Below are 22,173 nucleotides of genomic sequence, written 5' to 3' on the forward strand. Positions count from 1 at the left end.
CTCGGAGGCTCAATGTGCACGGGCCCCATGCACATTGAGCCTCCCCATGCACATCGGCGCGAAAGGCCTACCAGCGTTGGTGGATATCCGCTCGGAAATAACGGTCATAGAGATCTTTGACGTCCTGGTTCAGTTGCTCATCCACCTGAACCGAAGCCGCTGCCGCATTCGCGCGGGCTTGCTTGGGGCTGCGAGCACCAGGAATTACTGTGGTGACTCCCTGAGCAATCAACCAGGCCAAAGCAACTTGGGCGGTTGTTGCCGGAGCAAAGCGCTCAGCTAAAGCCGAAAACTCTTGCGCCGCCTCGACACCGAGCTCAAAGTCAACGCCTGAAAAAGTCTCTCCCACGTCAAAGGATTCACCGTGTCGGTTGAAATTGCGATGATCGTTGGTGGCAAAGGTCGTGTCTTTCGTGTATTTGCCGGTAAGCAACCCAGAGGCCAAAGGTACGCGCGCAATGATTCCTACACCCAGCTGGCGCGCCCTGGGAATCACCTGTTCTAGAGGCTTGAGACGAAAAGCATTGACAATGATTTGTATGCTCACCACGTTGGGACGTTCCATTGCAACAAGTGCTTGCTCAACTGTCTCCACACTGACTCCGTAGCGGGCTATCACCTCGTCCTCCACCAGGGTATCCAAAGCGTCGAAAACCTCATCGTCGTGGAAAACTGCCGATGGTGGGCAATGCAGTTGCACCAACTCTAGAGTGTCAACCGCAAGATTCTTCCGGGACCGGTCTGCCCATGTGCGGAAGTTCTCCATACAGTAGTTTTCGGGCACCTGATCCATACGCCGCCCCATCTTGGTGGCAATATGCAGTTGGTCGTGGGGGTGGGTGGCGCGCCATGCAGCAATGAGTTGTTCGGAGCGTCCATCACCATACACATCGGCCGTATCAAAGAAGGTGATGCCTGCTTCGTAGGCCGCGTCAAGAACAGCCAAAGCATCACCTTCAGATACATCGCCCCAGTCGGCGCCCAACTGCCATGTTCCTAAACCGACAACTGAGGTGGGAAATCCGCCTCGTCCAAGAATTCTCTTTTCCATCACAACTCCTCTAAATATGCGACAACCGCATCGCGACTTTTTTCAGCAGCAACATTGAGTTCAATATGAAAGTCTTCTCCTGCGCGGGGCCCGCACAGGTCAGATACCGCCCGCAGCGACAGCCAGTCCCATCCCCGCCGGTAGCACACTTGGGCTACCGCAGTGGTTTCCATGTCGACTGCGAGGGCTAGGGGGAAATCTTCGCGGGTCTGTTCGACATTATCTTCAGTCACAAAGGAATTTCCCGACAATACAAGTCCAGCATGATCTGCTGGAATCATGTGTTGTGCGCGAGTAGACTCATACCTGGCAGGCATACCAGGTATTTGGCCTAGCTCGTAACCAAACGCGGTGGCATCTGCGTGCAGATAACTGGCAAAGGTCCCGGCAACAACGTCGCCGACGCGAATCTGCTGGGCGAGCCCACCGCAGGTCCCCGCAACAAGGTAGAGGTCGGTGTCGAGGTGTTGATCCGCGGCGGCCATCGCCGCATTGACCAATCCTATTCCTGAGACAACCAGCCCCACATCAAGACCGCCGATCTTCCCAACCCAGGGGCCAGAGCCACTGAAGGCAGTCACCTCCCGGAAGGGAGCCGCCTCCTCTTCCATAGCGCATGCAATGATCACATCCACTTTCATGCGTCGATATCCCGCCATTCATCACGGTGAGCAAGGAACTCTTTCGCGGCGTCCTGGGCGCCACTGAGAGAATGATTCGCTCCCCACCCGCACTGAACTTCATTGGCTGCCGGTACCGACCGAGCACTCAGTACGTCGGTAAGCGTCTGCTCTAACAAAGTAAGAAAATCATCGTATTCAACGCCTAACGTCAGTGCATAGAAGCCGGTTTGGCACCCCATGGGTGAGAAATCGACAAGGGCATCCGTGTGGTTGCGCATGAGTTCGGCGACCATGTGTTCCAGGGAATGAACAGTGGGCATTTCTAGATGACTGCGATTGGGTTGAGTAAAACGTACATCGTATTTGATGAGTTCATCGCCACCGGGTAGTCGCTTGCGGTCGGCAATGCGAACGAAAGGCGCGCGCACGGCTGTGTGGTCCAGGTTGAAGGATTCGACGTTCATTCGTTGGGGAGATTCGGTCATGGTGACAGTTTACGGGCTTGGGAATGAAGAGGTTGAAAGTAGGCACATGTTATGAAACTTGCCCTGTAGGACAAAGGGCCTACGTCTCTGCTTATGTGAAGTGAACGAAACCAATTCGTCATAATTTGCACGGCAAAAATGGATAAATTATTGCGAGGTATCGCTACAGTAAGTCATACATCCAACCGCCTGCAAGGACGCAGAGCTTTGTAAGTGGAGCAGACATGAGAAAATGAGGGCGCTATATGGAAGCAGGTGCACAGACACAGCGATGGTCACTGCGCCATGTGCTTTGGGGTATTGGCGCCGTGATGACCGGCCTGGTATTGGGGCTGGGACTGTTCACTTTCGTATATGCCAAGGGATTTTCCTACCTTTCAGGTGACCCGGCTGCCTGCATTAACTGCCATGTTATGAATGAAGAGTATGACGGATGGCTCCATGGTCCGCATGCAAATGTTGCGACATGTAACGACTGCCATCTACCCCATGACAATGTTGTGGCGAAGTACTACACCAAAGCAGAAAACGGCTTCGTTCACGCATCGAAGTTCACTCTGGGGAATTACCCAGAAAATATCGTCATCCGTGACGTGAGTCTGCAGATCACGAATGATGCATGTATCTATTGCCACGCAGATTTTGTTGACGACGTAACCCATCCTGGCAACTATGCAGACGAAGAGTTTTCATGTGTGCGTTGCCACTCAGGCATAGGCCACTAAAGAGGAGGAATCGTGAGTGAGAACACCCCACACAATAAACGGTCGATAAATCGGACCTGGCTGCTCATTGTGGCCGTAGTGGTCACGGCGATCCTCACGTTCGTGATCACCGCGCTTTTGATCAATATTTTTGAGAAGAAGTCTCAAGGCTCCACCAGTTTTGCCAAGGTGGTAGAGATTGACTCTCACACGGCAGATCCCGCTGTGTGGGGAAAGAACTTTCCCACACAATATGAGGACTATCTTAAGACCGGAGAATTCACCCAGTCTGCACATGGCGGAACACTGGTGGCTCCGGTGCAAGAAGATGATCCTCGTGAAAGTATCACCTCGTCAAAGATCGAAGAAGATCCTCGACTGAAAGTGATGTGGGCCGGATACCCATTTTCGGTCGACTACCGCCATGCCCGCGGACATGAGTACATGAAAATTGACCAGGAGAATACCCTGCGTGTCAAAGAGTTCAATCAGCCTGGCGCGTGCCTCAACTGTCACGTCTCCACTCCAATCCTCATGGAAGAGCTAGGGAACGGCGACCTCGATCAAGGCTTTGCCGAAATGAATAAGATGTCTTTTGCCGACGCCTCGGCATTAGCAGAACACCCCGTCACGTGTATCGACTGCCACGACCCAGAAACCATGGACCTGGTGATCACACGGCCAGCGCTCAAGAATGCTCTAAATAAGCTCAAGGCCAGTGAGGGAATCGAAGACTACGATGTCAACAGGGATGCGACACGTCAAGAAATGCGTTCATATGTGTGCGCTCAATGTCACGTCGAATACTACTTTGCAGGAGAAGAAAAGACACTGACATTCCCCTGGGCTCAGGGTCTCGATATCGACGACGAGTGGAACTATTACGCCAGCATGGAGACTCCGCACGTTGACTACGTACACGCGACAACCGAGGCGTCGATTCTCAAAGCACAACACCCCGAATTCGAAATCTGGTCGCAAGGCGTTCACGCAGCCAACGGCGTGAGCTGCGCGGACTGCCACATGAACTATAAGAAAGAAGGTGCTGAGAAGGTCAGCAACCACCACATCACCTCGCCAACGGCAGATCTCAATGCTTCATGTGGAACCTGTCATGACACCGACGATGGTGTCCTTGAGGAACGAATCACGACCATCCAAGATCGCTTCCTTGAGTCTCGCGATCGCGCAATGGACGCACTTGTGGACCTAGTCGATGACATTGAGACTGCCATGGATGAAGGTGTCAGTGAAGAACAACTGAACCTAGCTCGGCATTATCAAAACAAGGCCAGCTTTTATGCTGACTACGTCTATTCTGAAAACTCCTATGGTTTCCACGCACCGGACTATATTCAGAGGATTCTCTCGACTAGTCTTGACGCCTCTCGCAAGGGGCAAATGGCCCTTGCTGGAGCATCTGCCGAAGAGCTAGAACCCTCCGAGATCAGCCGGGCCAACCTTGAGGCATCTTTGCGAGCGCAAGGAAAGTCGGGTGACTGAAGCAGATTCAGTCCAGGACATTCTGGAGTTTCTTGATACCGCGCCGCCGTCGGTAAAGAACTGGGCGGCGGCGCAACGGAAGCTGCTGGAAGAGGAACAGCCATCGACTACCCTGATTGACCATGTGGAGGAAGGTGGGGAAGACGAAGCCTTCTACCAGGGACTAGGTGACAATGACGACGACATTGTCTACCAGAAACGGGTGAAACGTAGACAGCAAAAATCTGGGGCGCCCACGCGTGAAGGCCTGCCGTATCTGGGCTGGGTGGCACTATTATGTGCGGTGATTGCAGGGATGAGCTTGTCACTATGGATTGGTGGAGTTGGCTCTGCTCATCCAGATGTTGAAGTACCAGCAGGTATGGCAGATTCTGATGATGCAATGATGGAAGAACTGCTAGAAGCCAAATTTCTGGTCGAGCAGAATCCTGACGATATAGGCATGCGCATCAGACTTGCTGACATGCAAACTGCAGTGGGTTTTACCGATGACGCCATCGAACAACTTGAGAAAGTGACGGAACTTGATCCGCTTTCCGTCGAGGCCTGGTATCGGTTGGGATTTCTTTACGCACCCAATGATCCGAAACTAGGCGCATCGGCCTGGCAGAAAGTTATCGACATTGCTCCGGATACGGATGAGGCCGCCAAAGCGCGCACTCACCTTGACGGTCTGCAGCAAGCCTCCCAATCGGAGGAGGGATGACATGGATGGACTGGTTTTGGCACCCCTGGCCTTTGCCGCTGGGTTAGTCGCTTTCGCGTCGCCATGTTTCCTGCCGATAGTCCCGGTCTTCCTCAGTTTTATTACTGAGCGCAATGCAACAAGTCGCTATCCAGCTCTGGCAGCGACCGCAGGAAAACAGGGATTTATCCTCGGTTCCAATACCACTGCGACCAGGACCTCACCAAGTAGTCGTGTTTCGCAAGGAACAAAGGGTGCTTTCTTTGGAGCTGTGGCGTTCTCTGCGGCCTTCAGCTTAGTCTTTTGTGCTTTTTGGCTGCTCATTGCCGCTGTTGGTTTTGCGGTGTCGTCGTGGCGTGAGCCGTTACAGATAGTGGCAGGGTGCGTATTAGTAGTGATGGGACTTCACACCATAGGGCTACTGCGCATCCCTTTGCTTGATCGGGCTTTCAAACCCATCGATAAGACTGGAACTCCAGGAACTATCAGAGGATGTGCCGTTCTTGGCTTTACCTTCGGTCTGGGATGGTCCCCCTGCATCGGACCAATCTTGGGTGCTGTTATCGGCCTTGCAACACAAACTGAATCGATGGTCAGTGGAGCCATTCTCTTAGTTGTCTACTGCTTAGGAATGTCGCTTCCTCTCATTGCCATCGCGATGGGGCTGCAGGCCGCGCAACCGGTAGTGACATGGCTTACCGCGCATCGCCGCGCAATCTCTAGGTTCACAGGGCTGCTTCTCATCGTTGTAGGGCTGCTGATGATTACTGGCCTATTTGAGAAAGTGGCCAGTCTTTGGCTGGTCGCGTAGGGAAGGAGAAGAGTGTCCCATTCTGTTGTAGTTGACAATGAGGAGCTTCAGTCTGAGCAGCAGACAAGTGAGGTGCCAGGGAAAGAATTCTTCCTGTGGATTTATCGCTTCTTTTATTCCAAGACCGTCGGGCTTATTCTTATTCTTCTTTTCGCGGTCATGGCCGTCATCGGTGCCCTGGTGATTCAAGCCCCACCGGGGACGATGAAGGATCCTTCCGCCGCGGCAAGTTTCCTGGACCAGGTGCGCCCATCTTTTGGAGGATGGACTTCGATTCTGGCTTTCCTGGGGTTCTTCAATATCTTTACTTCGATTCCTTTCTATGTGGTGATCGGAATGCTTGCGGCTTCCATTACGGCGTGTACCGTGCACCGCATCCCAGAGCTTTGGCGCCGAGTCCACACTCCCAGATTGCATGTATCGCCAACCTTCTTCACGAAGGCTCGATATCGCGGCGAGGTCCACGTTGAGGCTTCACAAGAAGAAGCTCTTGCCGTGGCAGCCCAGGTTCTGGGCACACAACATTATCGTGTCTTGACTGATGATCGTGACCCGGAACATGCAAGGTATGCGGACCGAAATGCCCGCAGCGGCATCGGTACGGTGTTGGCTCATGCAAGTTTCATCATGATTCTCTTAGCTTTCGTTGTCAGTTCGACGTGGGGGATCGAGGAGGACCTGTCGATTCCTGTGGGGGGAAGCGTTGAAGTCGGCCACAACACGAAATTGAGTCTTGAGGTCACTGCTTTTTCGGACACGTATACCGAAGAGGGGCGTCCCGCTGACTATGTTTCGCATGTCATCCTCACCGATGATGGAGAAAAAGTTGCCGAACAGGATGTTCGCGTCAATTCACCCCTGGTGTACGACGGATTGAAGTTCCACCAGGTGACCTTCGGAATTGCTGCGGACGTGAGTGTCACTGACCTTGACGGCAATGAGCTCTTCAGCCAAGCGGTGCCACTGAAATGGACTTCATCAGATGGAGCCAATGCGATAGGAAAATTCACCATTCCTGACAGCGACATCGAAGTTGTCGTTGTTACTCCTGCATCTGGGAGAGTCGATTCGGACTTGGCTGCGGGAACTGCCGCCTTTGAACTCTATTCTCTCAACTCAGATGAACGGCTAGGGATGGTCGAGGCGACACAAGGAGATGCGGTCCAGGCTGGGGAATACCAGCTCACCTTCGAACGTGAACGCCAGTTTACGGGATTGCGTCTGCGTCAAGATCCCGGTGCGCCACTTATGTGGGCGGGGTCGGTGTTGTTAGTGGTTGGCATGACGATTACTTTCTGGTTTCAATACCGGCGCCTATGGTTGCGCGCCACACCTAAACCAGATGGAAGTACCGTGGTGCAATTCGGGGCGGTTGCACGATTTGATGTTTCTTTTGAGAGGCAATTCCAAGCGATCGTCGAAGAAGTAGGGATGCGCTTGGCACCACAGAAAGAAGAAGAACATGGATGAAACGCTGCGCTTAGCCGAATACCTATTGATAAGCGCACTGGTATTCACGGTCATTGCGATGATCTGCAATGTCGTAATTGTCAGTACTTCAAAAGCTAGACAAAAGGTGACGCAACCCGTTGCCGCAGGTGCCACCTCGTCCACACCGGCACCACAGAGTAAGAAGAGGCCCCCGATCCGTGGACTGGCGCTATACGCCACGGGCTTCACAGTGATTGCTTTTCTTCTAGTCACCGTGTACTTGATAGTGCGGATGATAATGACCGGACATGGGCCTTTTGCCAACCAGCACGAGTTTGCGGTGTCCTTTGTTTTCGGCATCCTGGGGGCCTACCTCATCGCGGAATATCTCTACCGTATTCGCGCACTATCGCTGGTAGTACTGCCGATTGCAGCAGCCCTATTGGTCTATGCCATGTCAATGGATGCGGGGGTAGAGCCACTGGTTCCAGCTCTGCAAAATAACCTTCTCCTGACCCTTCATGTGGGATTTGCGATTCTTGCCTACGGTGCGGCCTGCGTATCGTGTGGTGCGGCAGCGCTCTACTTGCTCTACCCCAAACTGAAAATTCGCGGACTCCCGAGGCGTGAAGTATTCGACGACATTGGATACAAGGCTGCTGCTGTCACATTCCCGATGCTCACTATCATGATCGTCTTGGGGGCTGTGTGGGCCGACACTGCTTGGGGACGATACTGGGGTTGGGACCCGAAAGAGACAGCTGCTTTGGTTACATGGCTGATCTATGGCGCCTACCTCCATGCTCGTGTTACCAGAGGATGGCAGGGAAAGCGGAGTGCCTGGTTATTACTGGTGGGTTTTGCTGCTGTGCTCTTTGCGTACTTCGGGAACCATTTCTTTGGCGGTTTGCATTCCTATGGGTGAAAAAGAATCATTCAGAAATTCTACTGTCACTAACGTCGTAGTTCTTGTGATTGCTGCGGTAGTTATTCTTGGCCTCATTTGGTGGAGTCGTGGAGGTTTTAGTAATAGCAGTGGTACTTCTGGTGGTGCAGGGGTGACGTCCACGCAAGCCAGTCAGGTTGAGATCTCAGATTCCTCCGGTCCCGCTCCCAAGGTAGGAGAACAGGTTCCTGATTTTACCGCCAGGACTTTGCAGGGAGAGGAAATCAGCATTGCGCAGCGTGAAGGACGCCCACTATGGTTGGTGTTCAATGCGACCTGGTGTGCCAACTGCCGTGCGGAGATGCCTGATCTCCAGGAGATGTATCAACGCTACGGCGACAGCATCGACATAATCACGGTGTTTGTTGGCGAATCTGAGGATACGGTGGGCAACTATGCTCAGCAGTTGGACCTCACGTTTCCCATTGTGGTTGATCGCCAATCGGAGTTGGCTTCGCTATACCGCAACGCGGCAGTCCCTTCTCACTATTTTGTGACAGCTGACGGGTTGCTGACGGATGTTAATATTGGCGCGCTTCCTGAATCGGAAATGCGCAGGCGTGTCGAAGCCATGGTGGAAAAGGTATCTTGACCCTCACACTGTGTGAGACAGTTACATAGTGGATGTGAAGGAAACAGACCAAGATTTGTGGCAAATAGGAGAGTTCTCTCGTCTGACGCGCATATCCATACGAATGCTCAGACACTATCAAGAGCGCTCTTTGCTGCAGCCCGCCTGGACTGATCCCTTCACCGGTTATCGCTTCTATGGTGGCGCAGAACTGATGCGTGCAATGCGGATTCGAGAATTGCGCGATGTGGGGCTGCCCATTGATGAGATTGCCCAAGCATTGACTTTAGATGATGCTGGAGTCATCACAATTCTAGAAGCACATGGTAACCGTCTTAGTCACGAGGCTAAGAAGATGGCGCAACAAATGGCTGCTGTCAGACGCCTCGTCCAACAGATTGAGGATCCAGTGATTTCACAAGAAAATGTTATTCGCAAAACAGTGCCTGCCCATGTCCGTGCGGCGCTACGCAAGATTATCCCGAACTACGGCCATGAAGGGGATCTGTGGCAGGAATTCATGCCACTTATTGGGAAAGTAGGAATTAGTTGGGGGCCAGATACTGTTGTGGGAGCCAGCTTCTATGACCCCGACTACAAAGAAACTGACTGTGATGTTGAGATTTGGATGACAGTTCCAGAGCCCTTTACTCCTTCTGCACCCTTGCAATGCCAGACGGTTCCTGAGTTTGAGGCAATAAGTATTACGGTCACCGGATCATATGATTCCACCATTGGACCGGCTTCAGATATTCTGGCCGCCTATGCTGATCGCCACGGTTTGAAGCCGGCGATGATGTACAACGTCTACGTTGTTGGCCCCGGTTCGGGTGTGAGTCCAGATGAGTATGTGACGGAAGTGTGCTCGCAGATACTGCCGGACTAGGTGTGAGCCTGCGTGTAGCTGATGCCAATGTGCTTGGGGAAGCTCGATGTGCTGGGAGCGCGTGCGCATTGAGTTCCCGAGCACTGAAGCATGTGAGAGCCACATGTGTGCGACACGCCGAGCCGGGAAAATCACATCAGCATTCTATCCACAGTATCCACAGCCTGTGGATAACTTTGTTCCACAGTGTTTCTGGCATGATACCCGGGACTTGTCGGAGCTCTGTGAGACTCTGTTACGTGTGGTTCCACAAGAAGAACGTGATGTAGTGGACAGAAGTTTGGACACTAGACCTAGGGGTTGTTTCGATGAATGACCACAAGGTGTAGTGTTCAAGTTGTGCGCATCAGTCTTCTCTGTGAGAATGACATGGATGTGATTACAGGCATGTAGTTCAGCCGGGAGAAGGAGCAAAAATGAGCATCACCGTTTACTCAAAGCCACGTTGCGTGCAATGCGATGCTACGTATCGTGCTTTGGACAAGCTGGGGGTGGACTACGTGAAGGTCGACGTGACTGCCGACCCTGAAGCTCTGGAATACATCATTGGCTTGGGCTATCAACAGGCTCCCGTAGTGGTTACTGACGCGGGTCACTGGAGCGGCTTCCGTCCTGACCGTGTTAAGGAGGTCGCCGCGTTGGCACTAGCGGCGGCGCGTTGATTCTTCGTGGTACACCTGGTCTACTTTTCTTCAGTGACGGAAAATACCAAGCGATTCATTGATCGCCTTGGTTTTCCATCTAGCAGAATTCCACTGAGAGCTGGCGATGTGCCATTAGAAATAGACCGTGATTATGTGTTGGTAGTACCAACATACGGGGGTGGGAACCAAAGGGGAGCTGTCCCTAAGCAAGTGATTCGGTTTCTCAACAATGAACAGAATCGTTCGCACTGCCGGGGAGTTATCTCGGCAGGCAATACTAACTTCGGTAAGGCATACTGCATAGCTGGAGATATCATCGCCCAGAAAGTGGGCGTACCACATATGTATAAGTTCGAACTGCTGGGCACTCCTGAAGATGTTGTCCGCGTTCAAGAGGGACTGAGGAGATTTTGGTCAACAACCTCACCGACACCGGTCTAGAACCCGCGCTCTCGCCAGAGCTCGATTATCATGCGCTCAATGCGCAGCTGAATCTCTATGACGCTGAGGGGAAGATTCAGTTTGACGCTGACCGTCGGGCAGCACGACAATACTTCCTATCGCATGTCAACCAGAACACGGTATTTTTCCACGATCTTGGTGAGAAGCTGGACTATCTGGTCGATAACGGCTACTACGAGAAAGAAACCTTAGATCAATATACTTTTGATCAAGTAAAAGCGCTTTTCCAGCGTGCTTATGCTGTGAAGTTTCGTTTCCCCACCTTCCTGGGGGCATTCAAGTACTACACCTCGTACACACTGAAGACCTTTGACGGCAAACGGTATCTTGAACGGTTTGAAGACCGCGTATGCATGGTGGCACTTTACTTAGCTCGGGGTGACTATGCCCTTGCAGAGCGTTTAGTCGATGAAATGATGGCCGGGCGTTTCCAGCCAGCAACCCCGACTTTCCTCAATGCTGGAAAGAAGGCGCGCGGGGAACTGGTGAGTTGTTTCCTGTTGCGCATCGAAGACAACATGGAGTCGATTGCGCGCGGCATCAACTCCGCGTTGCAACTTTCTAAGCGCGGCGGGGGTGTGGCCCTAAACCTCACGAATTTGCGTGAGTCTGGCGCGCCGATCAAACGTATTGAGAACCAGTCCAGTGGCGTCATTCCTGTCATGAAGCTGCTAGAAGATTCATTCTCATATGCGAACCAGCTTGGGGCTCGCCAAGGTGCAGGTGCCGTGTATCTTAATGCACACCATCCCGACATCTTGGCTTTCTTGGATACCAAGCGTGAAAACGCCGACGAAAAAATTCGCATCAAAACACTGTCCCTGGGTGTTGTTATTCCAGACATTACTTTCGACCTGGCTAAGAAGAATGAGGATATGTACCTCTTTAGCCCATACGACGTCGAACGCGTCTACGGGAAGGCCTTCTCTGAAATCTCGGTGACGGAAAAGTACCGCGAAATGGTTGACAATCCCCAGATCAGAAAGAAGAAGATCAACGCGCGCCGCTTCTTCCAGACCATCGCAGAGATTCAGTTTGAATCAGGCTACCCCTACATCGTCTTTGAGGACACCGTGAATCGGCTCAATCCGATTGATGGACGCATCACCATGTCCAACCTGTGCTCGGAGATTCTGCAGGTATCTGAACCCTCAGAGTTTTTCCCCGACCTGTCCTACAAGACAATCGGCAAGGACATTTCGTGCAACTTGGGGTCTCTCAATATCGCTAAGGCAATGGATTCTGAAGACTTCTCGATGACTATCGAAACAGCCATTCGCGCACTCACTGCCGTTTCTGACCTATCGAACATCGAATCAGTGCCTTCGGTTGCTGCTGGCAATGCCCGCAGTCATGCGATTGGCCTGGGTCAGATGAATCTCCACGGATATTTAGCGCGTGAGCATGTCTATTACGGCTCTGATGAAGCTCTTGACTTCGTCAACGTCTACTTCATGACCGTTGCCTATGAGGCAATCAAAGCCTCGTCCAAGATTGCCGAAGAACGTAAGGAGACATTCGACGGCTTTGAGCGTTCCGATTATGCAAGTGGCAAATTCTTCGAAAAGTATATTAACGGGGATTGGTCAGCTAAGACGGATAAAGCTAAGGAGCTTTTAGCGAAGTCCTCGATCAAAGTCCCCACCTCTGAGGACTGGGCTGATTTGGCCGCGCGGGTCAAAGAACACGGCATGTACAACCAGAACCTACAGGCTGTTCCACCCACGGGTTCAATCAGCTACATCAACAATTCCACCTCTTCGATTCACCCGATCACCTCGAAGATCGAGATCCGCAAAGAAGGCAAGATTGGCCGCGTATATTATCCGGCCCCATACATGACTAACGACAACCTGGAGTACTACCAGGATGCGTATGAAATTGGCCCAGAGAAGATTATCGACACCTATGCTGTTGCAACGCAGCATGTGGATCAGGGACTGTCGCTTACGCTGTTCTATCCAGACACGGTCACCACTCGTGAGCTGAATAAATCCTATATTTACGCCTGGCGTAAGGGGATCAAGACCATGTACTACGTGCGGATCAGACAAATGGCGCTGGAGGGAACAGAGATCGAGGGCTGCGTTTCTTGCATGCTGTAACCCATTAGGCGCCAGGTGCTGGAATTTTGCGGGTTTGACCGGCGTTAACCTCGCAAAAATCCAGCACCTGAGGTGTAGGGGCTTTAGTCGACAAAGAGTGCAATAACGATAATAAAAATTGTTGCACCCAATCCCATTGCGCTGGTAATGAGGCCTGCCAACGGTAGCGGTGCCAGTGTTTTACTCTGTTCTGCGGAACGCTTGAGGGCATTGAGAGCTAAGAGTATCCCAACTATACCCAGCAGGCCGACGAAAGGAATCCACGAGAGCAGCCCGAAAACAAGTGAGCTGCCACCACCTATAGGGTCGGCTGAGGGGTTGCTCAAGGTGGGGCCCGTGTAGGTAAAAGTCTGCTGTGGTGGAACTTGACTGGGGGTGGGTGTTCCGTGGACGGGATAATTCGGCGGAGCATACGGGTAGCGCTTTGCCTCAGCATTATCTGGCCGCACACTATCAGCCCAGTGTGGATCTGCTGCCACGCGTTCTCCCATCTATTCGATATAGCAACACGTTACCGCACCACAACGTTGAGAGGCGCACACCACTTGCAGTCATAATACCCAGGGGGGTATTGTGTTCACATGGCTACGCTAGAAATTACGACGGAAAACCTACAAGACACTATTGAGAAGAATGACATCGTGTTCCTAGATTTTTGGGCGGATTGGTGTCCTCCGTGTCGGGCTTTTGGCCCTGTCTTTGAGGCAGCGTCACGCGAACACCCAGAGATGGTCTTTGGGAAAGTCGATACGGAATCGCAGCCAGCACTGGCAGCAGCATTCAAGATCACCTCAATTCCGACACTTGTAGCTTTCCGCGGTGGTAAGCAAGTCTTTGCTCAGCCTGGTGCGCTCAATGCGCAAGGACTGGGGCGTGTGATTGCTGAGGTTGCTCAGTGAGACTGATTGTCGTCGGAGGGGTGGCTGCTGGAATGTCGGCGGCTGCCCGGGCACGACGTCTCGATGAGTCTGCGGAGATCATTGTTTTAGAGCGAGGTCCCCACGTATCTTTTGCCAATTGCGGACTGCCCTACTTCGTTGGAGGCGAAATCCCCAACGAATCGGACCTCCTGGTGCAGACGCCGCAGAGCTTGCAGCAGTCACTCAACCTCGATGTGCGGGTAAATCATGAGGTGACGGCAGTCGACACTGCGGCGAAAGTGATCACGGTAAATGGGTACTCCTTAAAATATGATGCTTTGGTTCTCGCTCCTGGTGCCACGGCTGTTCGGCCACCCATCCCTGGCCTTGACCTGCCACACGTGCATACCTTGCGCTCAGTTGGCGATGCTGTAGAGGTTGCATCTGTAGCGAAACAACCCGGTAATGCTGTCATCCTGGGAGCTGGATTTATTGGTGTGGAAGCCGCGGAAGCGTTGGCGTTCCGCGGCTGGAATGTCTCTATCGTTGAACTTGCCGAGCATGTTCTACCTCCAGTTGAACGCGAAATAGCGAGTATCGCCACACGTGAACTGGAACGGTTAGGCATTCATGTCATTGCCGGTGTAGGGGCAAGTGAAGTCAGCGCGACTCAAGTGCTGCTGACTGACGGGCGTCAGCTAGATGCCGACCTCATCATTCTCTCAGCAGGCGTGCGCCCCGATACGGAGATCTTCGCGGATGCTGGAATCGAAACGAAGAATGGTGCAATTGTTATTGACAGGCACGGACGCACTTCGGCGCCCCATGTGTGGGCGGCTGGAGATGCTGCGGTTCTTCACGACATGAACAGGCCTGTTGCTCTGGCAGGTCCCGCAAACCGGGGTGGCCGCTATATTGCAGATGACATTTTTACACCCGAGTTGGCGCGGAAATTTCCCACGCCATTGGGCACTGCAATTGTCCGAATCGGGAAGTTGACTGTGGCGATGACGGGCGCAAACCGAGCCGCGCTTGCAGGCCGCACCTATCACACTATTCACCTGCACCCCACCCAGCACGCGGGGTATTTTCCAGGCGCACAAGCCATGTCTCTATTGGTGCACTATGGCGTTGACGGAACTGTTATGGGCGCTCAAGCTGCCGGGACGGATGGCGTTGATAAGCGCATTGACGTATTGGCGACAGCTATACGCGCAGGCATGACAGTAGATGATCTTATCGACTTGGATTTGTCCTACGCGCCGCCGTATGGAAGCGCGAAAGACGCCATCAATATGGCAGGCATGATTGGCCAAAATGTGCTCGACGGTGAGATTCGACTCTGGTATGCCTCTGATCTTCCTTGGGCGCAGGAAAACGCTCTCATCATTGATGTGCGCAGTGAAGCCGAGTTTGCTTCGGGACACCTGCCTGGAGCGCTATGCGTGCCTCACACGCAGATTCGTGCACGCCTCGACCAGATCACCGCTGCCGCTGATGGACGCCCTATACGTCTTATCTGCAAGTCGGGGATGCGCTCTTACCTCGCCTACCGGATTCTTGCTCAGCAAGGCATAGACGTCGCAACTTTCTCCGGTGGAATGACCACCCTCGCCGATACGCTAGGACCGACGTTGGTTGTGGAGAAGGGAATGTAGATGGCTGCCCCGGATGTAGAAACCCAAAAGAAAGTGGTCAATCGGCTCAAGAGGGCCCGCGGGCAACTTGATGGAGTAATCGCGATGGTGGAAGAGGGACGCGCGTGCCGTGACGTGGTCACTCAACTGGCAGCTGTTTCAAAGGCGCTTGATCGCGCCGGATTCGTCGTCATCTCATCGGCAATGAAGGACTGTTTAGAAGATCCAGATCAACCGCTCACCGTAGAGGAACTTGAAAAGGTGTTCCTCTCCCTATCATGAAGGAAAACTATGTGTTCACCTGTCCCGTGCCCTGTATGCAATAAAACGACGTGGAGTGGATGTGGCCAGCACATCGACTCTGTGAAGGCTGTCGTCCCGCCTGAGCAGTGGTGCGATGGGAATCACTGAGTCGTCCCTTCCGCACATTACAGAGTCATAAAACTAAACCAAGTATGGAATATCGGCTGGTGTTCTGATTTATAACTCTGTAATGCGCGACGGGGCAGTACGCTAGTGAGGTGACCACATCAGTTAAGGCCCGCATTATAGGTATCGACCTGGCGCGATTCCTTGCCATTGTGGGAATGATGGCAGCCCATCTGCTAGTTCCAATGGGCAATGCTCCCGCGTGGGTGGAGATCGTCAGTTCAGGTTTTCCCTCATCCCTCTTCGCTGTCCTTGGAGGATTCGGGGTCGTCTTTGCTTCACGCAAGCAACAGGGCTTCTCCGCCAGCGTGGGAATTTTTGTTCGCGGTATCGTTGTAGTGTTTATTGGCTGGCTGATGGAGTTACTTCCCGACCACAACATTGCGGTAGTTTTGGTCTATTTTGGAACAGCGATTGCCGTCTCAGCATTCATCGTGAATCTCCCTAGTTGGGGTCTGGTACTTATTGCCGCAATTTTGTCCTTAGGGGGAGCCCAGTTTAACGCGTGGTACCGCATCGAAGTGTATGACGCAATGCCAGGTTTGCTGGACTATGGGCACTTCTTCGAATCAGTGTTCATCACGGGGACGTATCCGGTACTGACCTGGATCGTGTACATGCTGATAGGCATCATCATGGCGAGGTGGATGCTCGCAATGCGCTCTGGTGGAAAACTCACCCAAGCGGCCACATGGATGCTGGTGGGCGGCGCAATCGTGTCTTCCGCAGCCTCCATTTTTGGGGAAGCCTACGTGCGCATGAGCTTCGCACCGACCGTGGCTCACCTCACCGGTGAAAGCACCGCAATGATCCGCGATTATGTGTATCAGTCCAGCTATGGTGCCCCTATTGACGCTGGTTTCGCCGCGTGGATGCTGCCGACCCCCCACTCAGGCACGTTGATTGACATTGCTCATACCGGCGGGGCTGCTATCGCAATTATTGGTGCGTGTCTATTGGCCACGGCTTCCCTCACCACGGTGCCCTGGCTGATTAAACCAGTTCTGTCCGCTGGCGCAGCTCCACTGACAATCTATGTTCTCCACGTGGCGATGACCGCCTTCATGTACGTCGGCCTCAACGCGTTTGACCTCAGTTCTCCTCCCGGATATGTGCAATGGGCCTTTTGGTGGCAACTTGTGGTGGTTCTTGCAGTTGGTGGCCTGCTGGCCGCGACCCGTCAGCGCGGCCCTCTAGAACTCCTGGTATCGAATGTGTCAAAAGCTGCGGCCGGGGCTATGACACCGGGGCAATCTCAAGTGCTCGATACCGATTTGCAGCGGCAATAATATCGATTGGTCGCGGGCGAACCAGGAAAGCAGGATGAGGACGCCCACCGTATTCACTCAAAGCGTCAAGTCCTTTTCTTTCAATGTGCCATTCCACCTGGGACGCCAGCTCTGACAGGGTCTTAGTTCCATCTGCCAGCTGGAAAAGGATGCCACGCAGCGCCCAAGCAATCGCCTCGGTTTGTCCGGGGTCAACGATCTGTTCCACGTCAGAAACATCAATGGTCTGTTTATCCAAAGTGATGGAATCCAATCCAGATGAGCGTGTCTTCGCCCGTTCAGGACTGCTCAGTGGTCGAGGTGTACGAGGTGCCAATGGGGGAAAACTATCAATCGTGGACAGGTGTCGAGGAAGTTTTTGCGCTATCTGATGTGCCTGACCAGTCACGTCAAGACAATGGTAGGCATCCATCTGCAGAACGCGGTCTGCCACATCGAGATATGCTCCGGACCCGCCCATCACCATCACAACTGACACTTTTTTCGCCAGGGCTTGCACGCGATCAATCAGAGGGGTGATGGGTTCTTGCGCGGCTGATACGAGGGCACGCATCCGCTCGTCACGGATCATCAAATTGGTTGCCGACGTGTCCTCATCAATGAGGAGGGCAGAGGTTCCAGCCTGCACTGCCTCAACCAAAGAAGCTGCCTGCGAAGTCGATCCGGAGGCGTTCTGCGTGGAGAAAATGTGAGTATCCGTGCCTGTTGGTAGGTGGTTGATGAAAGGGGACACATCTACGCGGGTGACGGGTCGGCCGTCGGCGGCACGAATCTTCATCGCCTCTGGCGCGGTCGCTATCAGTTCGCGTCCATCCCCTGGAATATGCGGGTAGACCCCGCTTTCGATGGCCGATAGCAGAGTGGACTTTCCGTGGTAGCCACCGCCTGCTATCAAAGTGATACCCCGGGGGATTGCCATGCCAGAAACCTGTCCGGCGTGGGGTAATGATACTGTTTCACGAAGTGAATCGGGAGAGGAAAAAGGCACTCCGTCACTAAGGGGCAACGCGGATATCCCTGAGCGGCGCGCGAGCATCGCCTCGTCTGCAACAAAAGTTACCCAGCCACGTGCAGACACCAACTCTTGAAGGGCGCGATGGTCCTCAAACGCGGCCACATGGCGCAACAGGTCGGCGCGGTATTCGGCTGCGTGGGGACTGAGGAAGTCAAGAGTCTCGCCCACAGCATCAGGGATGGCCACGTCGAAAATTGTGGCCGCCTGTTGGCCAAGAATTGTCCGGCCACGCGCAGGCATCCGAATCTGAATTCGCAGTTCAATCGACTTTTCAGTGACCGTGCAGGATGAACGCTGCAAAATTTCTTGGCCTGGAGTTGCGATAGAGAGAGCGCCAAAACGGGATGAATGACGCAGTACCCGGTGGAAGTTGCGCGCCAAAAAATCAGCAGTGGCCAACTGCTGATCTGGCGTGGAAATCGCTTCAGCAGGAAGACCTGCCGTCGAAGCACTCATTGTGATGCGAGCAGCCGAAGGCGGCGCATATGGGTCTGACTGAATCCGGTCCAGAATGACTGTAAAAGACCCAAAGTTCCAATCACCTAAGGCGCGCTTATAGGCTCCGTATGAAGACCCATCTATGCCGCGAAGGAGACGCAGAAGGTCTTGGTCAGAGCCAGAGCGGGGACGGTCATCAAAACGCTTAGCTGGACGGCCCCCTCGTCCAGAAAATGATTGCCTACGCATGGAATCAAGAATAGGCCAGAGGCCCGACAAAAGCCTGAAGTAGGGGTTTTCCCTCATCCAAAAGGACTAGGGGAACCAGGGAACAACCAGGGAAAAATCTGAAAATATTCGGGAAGCCACATGGCAGCATGGGATGGTAACGATGCAAGGAGACTGAACTATGTCAGATGTGGTTGTGAACCTACACAATGTCAGCAAAGTCTATGGAGAAGGGGACACAGCGGTCATGGCTTTACGCAACGTCAGCGTGGGCTTCGAAAAGGGAGTATTTACTTCAATAATGGGCCCTTCGGGGTCGGGGAAGTCAACCATGCTGCACCTTTTAGCAGGACTGGACTCGGCAACAGAGGGCTCAATCAGCATTGAGGGTGTGGAATTGTCTGGACTCGATGACAATGCCCTGACCAGGCTACGGCGTGAGCGAATCGGCTACGTCTTCCAAAGTTTCAACCTCATTCCGACCCTCGACGCGGAAGCAAACATCCTGCTTCCGATGCGGCTGTCAGGAAAACACATAGACCGCAACTGGTTTGGCCAGGTGACGCGGGCCCTTGGACTGACAGAGCGCCTTCACCATTTGCCCTCGCAGCTCTCAGGTGGACAGCAGCAGCGCGTGGCAATTGCGCGGGCCTTGGTGATGCGTCCGGCCGTAATCGTTGCTGACGAACCGACAGGAAACTTGGATACCGAAAGCACCGAAGAAGTCCTAGATCTGTTGCGTCAGGCTGTGCGCGGGCTAGGGCAAACCGTCATTATGGTCACGCATGACCCTGCGTGTGCGGCGCGAACCGATAGAGTTCTTACCGTGCGGGATGGAAAAATTACTCAAGATGAAATGGTGGGTGCTCACCGATGAAAGGGCTCCTTCGTGCCAATATGCGTCACCATGGGCGCAGATATGTGGCAACCATGGGCGCAGTTGCAATCGCGGTGGCATTCATCATGCTCGCGCTATCTTTTGCTGCTGGAATGGGGGCGGGGGCAAAGAAGGCACTTATCGGTGAGTATGAGAATATTGATGTGGCCGTAGTGGCCGATCCTGACGCTGATTTGTTCAATATCGAGAACTACGAGGTCGTTGCCAGACAGGTACAAGACGTGGATGGGGTCAAGGCTGTAGCACCTAAAGTGTCTTTCTACGCCCAGGTGGCAGCAGACGATGTCGTATTGAACACGCGTAGCGCACCAGACTTTCCAGGTTTTGTCGAAGTTGAGTATGCCGAAGGGGAACGCCCTCACACCGGTCAAGTGAGCGTAGATCGCAGTATTGCCGATGCTCTTAAGCTGTCTGTTGGTGACACTATTGCAGTCGACAACGCATTCGGTGGTGAGGACAAGCCCCTTGAACTGACAGTGTCGGGCATTTATGGCACTGGCGGATTGATCACCATGGCAAACAACCAAATGTTGATGAATCCCGCAGATTTCGATGCATTGGTCGGTACTGCGTCCGCAGACGCTGTTCTCATCAAGGGGAATCCTGACCTCACTGATGCGCAGCAGCAAAAACTAGCTGACGCAGTAGCTGCGGCTTTGGGGACGGATACGGGTTTGTTGGTACAAACTAAATCCGAAGTGATCGACGCCGGTCTTTCTGGGATTAACATGGACATGGCCTCGATGAATATGGTGGTAATGGTCTTTCCTCTCATTGCTGCGATTGTGGCCATCATCGTCGTTGGTACTACGTTCCAGGTGATTGTTCAGCAGCGCTTGCGGGAGATGGCTTTGCTTCGTTGTCTGGGGGCGACGCCGAAGCAGGTACGCAGACTAATTCTGGGCGAGTCGGCTGCGGTCGGTGCAGTAGCTTCCGCAATCGGTGTTGTCGTGGGTGGGCTGTTGGGAGCTTTGGTAATTTGGCTGGTCGGACTGGTTCCCACATTCGTCACTGCGCTAGATGCTGTGGTGACATGGACGATGCTGTGGGTGTTCCTCTTGGGTGTGGTCATCACTGTTATTTCTGGCATTCGTCCGGCTTTGAAGGTCGGTCGCATTGAACCTATCCAGGCACTGGCAAACGCTGATGTTCCTGCCGTCAAACGTGGAGTCGGATGGTGGGCACGTCTCATTATTGGTGCAATCATGGCGGTTGGAGCTGGAGCTGTCATGGTGTGGCAGGCCCCTCACCAGACCACGGCATCATTTGGCATGGCATTTGTCTCTGGCATCGTCAGTCTGGTTGGACTGATTGTGCTCCTGTCAGCGGCATTCCCCTGGTTTGTGGCGGCATTGGCCTATCCGCTGCGTGGGGTGACGGGCAGAATGGCGAGAGGTAACCTTCTGCGCAATCCCGGTCGGACCGCGGCAACTGGAGTCTCGGTTGTGATCGGTGTCAGTTTGATTGTCACCATGATGGTCGGTGCATATTCGTTGCGCCAAACCATGGACACCAACCTAGATCGGCTCATGCCAACCGACGTGGTGATCACGACCCATGGTGATCTGAGCGCGGCGCAGGTTGATGAGGTGTCATCCGTGCCAGGTGTTGCCAAAGCACTACCATTGCGCATGCACGTCTGGTCCGGAGAAGGCGAACCTCCCGTCACGGCCAATGGTGAAAGCACTGCATTAGTGGATATTGACGCTCTGGTGGAGGTGGCGCGGACCGATATTACCGCGCCCGACTCTTCGCAGGTGGCTGTGAACCTCGACTCGGGATATGAATCGGGCGATGAGGTAGAGCTCTGTGGTGAAAATACGTGCCAGAAGCTCACTGCGTTGCCGGTGACCTATGTCGATTTAGGAGCACTTGCCGTAACGTCGGACGTTTTTGATGCGTTGGCTCCGGATGCTCCCATCAAGCAGATAGTCGCGCAGCTGACCGATGTTCGTGATCATGCAGGAATTGTTGCTGATATTCAACGTGTTGATTCTTCATTTTCTGTTTCAGGTGCGGCACCAATGCGCGCAGAATTCGAAAATATTATCACTATTGTTTTGGCTGTAGTCGTAGGACTCCTCGCTGTCTCAGTGCTGGTTGCGCTGGTTGGAGTGTCAAACACTCTTTCACTCTCCGTCGTTGAGCGCACCCGTGAAAACGGGTTGCTGAGAGCACTGGGAATGACTCGCCGCCAGGTATCACGGTTGCTTACTGTGGAGGCCTTAGTGATCTCTGTGGTGGGAGCCCTTTTAGGAATCGCTGCTGGAATTTTCTTTGGCGCCATTGGGATGACCGCTATTCCTGCCGAGTTTACCGAGCTGGTAATTGCGGTTCCTTGGCTACAAATCGCTATTGTGCTGGTTGTTGCTGTAGTGGCAGCTGTGATTGCTTCGTGGCTGCCGGGACGCCGCGCCTCGCAGGTCAGCCCAGTTGAGGCATTGGCCACGGATTAGAGGATGATTGCCCGTT

Annotated in this window: 22 protein-coding genes; 17 read left to right on the forward strand and 5 right to left on the reverse strand. The window is 53.4% G+C overall.

Annotated elements, in window-relative coordinates:
- Nucleotides 1–67: 67 nt before the first annotated feature.
- The 3 genes from FYJ24_RS04705 to FYJ24_RS04715 are packed head-to-tail and all read right to left on the reverse strand — an operon-like array spanning nucleotide 68 to nucleotide 2,138.
- Complete coding sequence (locus FYJ24_RS04705) at nucleotides 68–1,051, reverse strand: aldo/keto reductase (RefSeq protein ID WP_154544376.1); 984 nt, start codon at nucleotides 1,049–1,051, stop codon at nucleotides 68–70.
- The gene (gene mtnN, locus FYJ24_RS04710) at nucleotides 1,051–1,692 is read right to left on the reverse strand and encodes a 5'-methylthioadenosine/S-adenosylhomocysteine nucleosidase (RefSeq protein ID WP_225872009.1); all 642 of its coding nucleotides are present in this window, start codon (nucleotides 1,690–1,692) and stop codon (nucleotides 1,051–1,053) included. Before mtnN ends, FYJ24_RS04705 begins: the two co-directional genes overlap by 1 nt.
- Nucleotides 1,689–2,138, reverse strand: coding sequence for an S-ribosylhomocysteine lyase (locus tag FYJ24_RS04715; protein WP_206192521.1), 450 nt, complete (start codon nucleotides 2,136–2,138; stop codon nucleotides 1,689–1,691). The genes mtnN and FYJ24_RS04715 overlap by 4 nt, the downstream gene beginning before the upstream one ends.
- A gap of 266 nt (nucleotides 2,139–2,404) precedes the next feature.
- Between FYJ24_RS04715 and nrfH the strand changes: the two genes are divergently transcribed.
- The 11 genes from nrfH (at nucleotide 2,405) to nrdE (ending at nucleotide 12,907) form a co-directional block, all read left to right on the forward strand.
- Nucleotides 2,405–2,884, forward strand: a complete 480-nt coding sequence (gene nrfH / locus FYJ24_RS04720) for a cytochrome c nitrite reductase small subunit (RefSeq protein WP_154544105.1) — start codon at nucleotides 2,405–2,407, stop codon at nucleotides 2,882–2,884.
- 12 nt (nucleotides 2,885–2,896) lie between these two features.
- On the forward strand, nucleotides 2,897–4,366 hold the full coding sequence (locus FYJ24_RS04725) for an ammonia-forming cytochrome c nitrite reductase subunit c552 (RefSeq protein ID WP_318656543.1): 1,470 nt from the start codon (nucleotides 2,897–2,899) through the stop codon (nucleotides 4,364–4,366).
- Entirely contained in the window at nucleotides 4,359–5,072 is a 714-nt protein-coding gene (locus FYJ24_RS04730) for a tetratricopeptide repeat protein (RefSeq protein ID WP_154544107.1), read from the forward strand. The genes FYJ24_RS04725 and FYJ24_RS04730 overlap by 8 nt, the downstream gene beginning before the upstream one ends.
- A gap of 1 nt (nucleotide 5,073) precedes the next feature.
- A complete protein-coding gene (locus FYJ24_RS04735) occupies nucleotides 5,074–5,862 on the forward strand; it encodes a cytochrome c biogenesis CcdA family protein (protein ID WP_206192503.1) in 789 nt (262 codons plus the stop codon).
- Between the two features lie 12 nt (nucleotides 5,863–5,874).
- Entirely contained in the window at nucleotides 5,875–7,332 is a 1,458-nt protein-coding gene (gene resB, locus FYJ24_RS04740) for a cytochrome c biogenesis protein ResB (protein WP_154544111.1), read from the forward strand.
- Nucleotides 7,325–8,218, forward strand: a complete 894-nt coding sequence (gene ccsB / locus FYJ24_RS04745) for a c-type cytochrome biogenesis protein CcsB (RefSeq protein WP_154544113.1) — start codon at nucleotides 7,325–7,327, stop codon at nucleotides 8,216–8,218. The genes resB and ccsB overlap by 8 nt, the downstream gene beginning before the upstream one ends.
- Nucleotides 8,211–8,831, forward strand: a complete 621-nt coding sequence (locus tag FYJ24_RS04750; protein WP_154544115.1) for a TlpA family protein disulfide reductase — start codon at nucleotides 8,211–8,213, stop codon at nucleotides 8,829–8,831. Before ccsB ends, FYJ24_RS04750 begins: the two co-directional genes overlap by 8 nt.
- 28 nt (nucleotides 8,832–8,859) lie before the next feature.
- Nucleotides 8,860–9,696, forward strand: coding sequence for a MerR family transcriptional regulator (locus tag FYJ24_RS04755; protein ID WP_154544117.1), 837 nt, complete (start codon nucleotides 8,860–8,862; stop codon nucleotides 9,694–9,696).
- A gap of 416 nt (nucleotides 9,697–10,112) precedes the next feature.
- Nucleotides 10,113–10,358, forward strand: a complete 246-nt coding sequence (nrdH, locus tag FYJ24_RS04760) for a glutaredoxin-like protein NrdH (protein ID WP_154544119.1) — start codon at nucleotides 10,113–10,115, stop codon at nucleotides 10,356–10,358.
- A gap of 6 nt (nucleotides 10,359–10,364) precedes the next feature.
- A complete protein-coding gene (gene nrdI / locus FYJ24_RS04765) occupies nucleotides 10,365–10,781 on the forward strand; it encodes a class Ib ribonucleoside-diphosphate reductase assembly flavoprotein NrdI (protein ID WP_318656544.1) in 417 nt (138 codons plus the stop codon).
- Entirely contained in the window at nucleotides 10,751–12,907 is a 2,157-nt protein-coding gene (gene nrdE, locus FYJ24_RS04770; RefSeq protein WP_154544121.1) for a class 1b ribonucleoside-diphosphate reductase subunit alpha, read from the forward strand. Before nrdI ends, nrdE begins: the two co-directional genes overlap by 31 nt.
- An 83-nt stretch (nucleotides 12,908–12,990) precedes the next feature.
- Here nrdE and FYJ24_RS04775 read toward each other — a convergent pair whose 3' ends face one another.
- Complete coding sequence (locus FYJ24_RS04775) at nucleotides 12,991–13,386, reverse strand: DUF4190 domain-containing protein (RefSeq protein WP_206192504.1); 396 nt, start codon at nucleotides 13,384–13,386, stop codon at nucleotides 12,991–12,993.
- 102 nt (nucleotides 13,387–13,488) lie between these two features.
- Between FYJ24_RS04775 and FYJ24_RS04780 the strand changes: the two genes are divergently transcribed.
- The 4 genes from FYJ24_RS04780 to FYJ24_RS04795 all read left to right on the forward strand — a co-directional run bounded on the left by FYJ24_RS04780 (nucleotide 13,489) and on the right by FYJ24_RS04795 (nucleotide 17,122).
- Nucleotides 13,489–13,806, forward strand: coding sequence for a thioredoxin family protein (locus FYJ24_RS04780; RefSeq protein WP_154544125.1), 318 nt, complete (start codon nucleotides 13,489–13,491; stop codon nucleotides 13,804–13,806).
- Nucleotides 13,803–15,425 (forward strand): FAD-dependent oxidoreductase, encoded by a 1,623-nt coding sequence (locus tag FYJ24_RS04785; protein WP_318656545.1) that lies wholly within the window; start codon nucleotides 13,803–13,805, stop codon nucleotides 15,423–15,425. The genes FYJ24_RS04780 and FYJ24_RS04785 overlap by 4 nt, the downstream gene beginning before the upstream one ends.
- Complete coding sequence (locus FYJ24_RS04790; protein ID WP_154544127.1) at nucleotides 15,426–15,686, forward strand: metal-sensitive transcriptional regulator; 261 nt, start codon at nucleotides 15,426–15,428, stop codon at nucleotides 15,684–15,686. It abuts the gene before it with no gap.
- A gap of 239 nt (nucleotides 15,687–15,925) precedes the next feature.
- Entirely contained in the window at nucleotides 15,926–17,122 is a 1,197-nt protein-coding gene (locus tag FYJ24_RS04795; protein WP_154544129.1) for a heparan-alpha-glucosaminide N-acetyltransferase domain-containing protein, read from the forward strand.
- On the opposite strand, the gene FYJ24_RS04800 is transcribed toward FYJ24_RS04795, so the two are convergent.
- A complete protein-coding gene (locus FYJ24_RS04800) occupies nucleotides 17,070–18,824 on the reverse strand; it encodes an ABC-ATPase domain-containing protein (RefSeq protein WP_154544131.1) in 1,755 nt (584 codons plus the stop codon). The two genes, FYJ24_RS04795 and FYJ24_RS04800, sit on opposite strands and share 53 nt — an antisense overlap.
- A 160-nt stretch (nucleotides 18,825–18,984) precedes the next feature.
- Here FYJ24_RS04800 and FYJ24_RS04805 point away from each other — a divergent pair, with 160 nt between their 5' ends.
- Both FYJ24_RS04805 and FYJ24_RS04810 read left to right on the forward strand, forming a co-directional pair.
- Nucleotides 18,985–19,680, forward strand: a complete 696-nt coding sequence (locus FYJ24_RS04805) for an ABC transporter ATP-binding protein (RefSeq protein WP_154544133.1) — start codon at nucleotides 18,985–18,987, stop codon at nucleotides 19,678–19,680.
- Nucleotides 19,677–22,157 carry an ABC transporter permease gene (locus tag FYJ24_RS04810; protein ID WP_154544135.1) on the forward strand — a complete coding sequence of 827 codons (2,481 nt, stop codon included), beginning with the start codon at nucleotides 19,677–19,679 and terminating at the stop codon, nucleotides 22,155–22,157. The genes FYJ24_RS04805 and FYJ24_RS04810 overlap by 4 nt, the downstream gene beginning before the upstream one ends.
- Nucleotides 22,158–22,173: the final 16 nt, after the last annotated feature.

The organism is Scrofimicrobium canadense, assembly GCF_009696615.1.
GTDB classification, from domain to species: domain Bacteria; phylum Actinomycetota; class Actinomycetes; order Actinomycetales; family Actinomycetaceae; genus Scrofimicrobium; species Scrofimicrobium canadense.

Coding starts and splice junctions, on each gene's coding strand:
- FYJ24_RS04705 (WP_154544376.1), bottom strand. CDS start 1,051: ATGGAAAAGAGAATTCTTGGACGAGGCGGATTTCCCACCTCAGTTGTC.
- mtnN (WP_225872009.1), bottom strand. CDS start 1,692: ATGAAAGTGGATGTGATCATTGCATGCGCTATGGAAGAGGAGGCGGCT.
- FYJ24_RS04715 (WP_206192521.1), bottom strand. CDS start 2,138: ATGAACGTCGAATCCTTCAACCTGGACCACACAGCCGTGCGCGCGCCT.
- nrfH (WP_154544105.1), top strand. CDS start 2,405: ATGGAAGCAGGTGCACAGACACAGCGATGGTCACTGCGCCATGTGCTT.
- FYJ24_RS04735 (WP_206192503.1), top strand. CDS start 5,074: ATGGATGGACTGGTTTTGGCACCCCTGGCCTTTGCCGCTGGGTTAGTC.
- ccsB (WP_154544113.1), top strand. CDS start 7,325: ATGGATGAAACGCTGCGCTTAGCCGAATACCTATTGATAAGCGCACTG.
- FYJ24_RS04750 (WP_154544115.1), top strand. CDS start 8,211: ATGGGTGAAAAAGAATCATTCAGAAATTCTACTGTCACTAACGTCGTA.
- nrdH (WP_154544119.1), top strand. CDS start 10,113: ATGAGCATCACCGTTTACTCAAAGCCACGTTGCGTGCAATGCGATGCT.
- FYJ24_RS04780 (WP_154544125.1), top strand. CDS start 13,489: ATGGCTACGCTAGAAATTACGACGGAAAACCTACAAGACACTATTGAG.
- FYJ24_RS04790 (WP_154544127.1), top strand. CDS start 15,426: ATGGCTGCCCCGGATGTAGAAACCCAAAAGAAAGTGGTCAATCGGCTC.
- FYJ24_RS04800 (WP_154544131.1), bottom strand. CDS start 18,824: ATGCGTAGGCAATCATTTTCTGGACGAGGGGGCCGTCCAGCTAAGCGT.
- FYJ24_RS04805 (WP_154544133.1), top strand. CDS start 18,985: ATGTCAGATGTGGTTGTGAACCTACACAATGTCAGCAAAGTCTATGGA.
- FYJ24_RS04810 (WP_154544135.1), top strand. CDS start 19,677: ATGAAAGGGCTCCTTCGTGCCAATATGCGTCACCATGGGCGCAGATAT.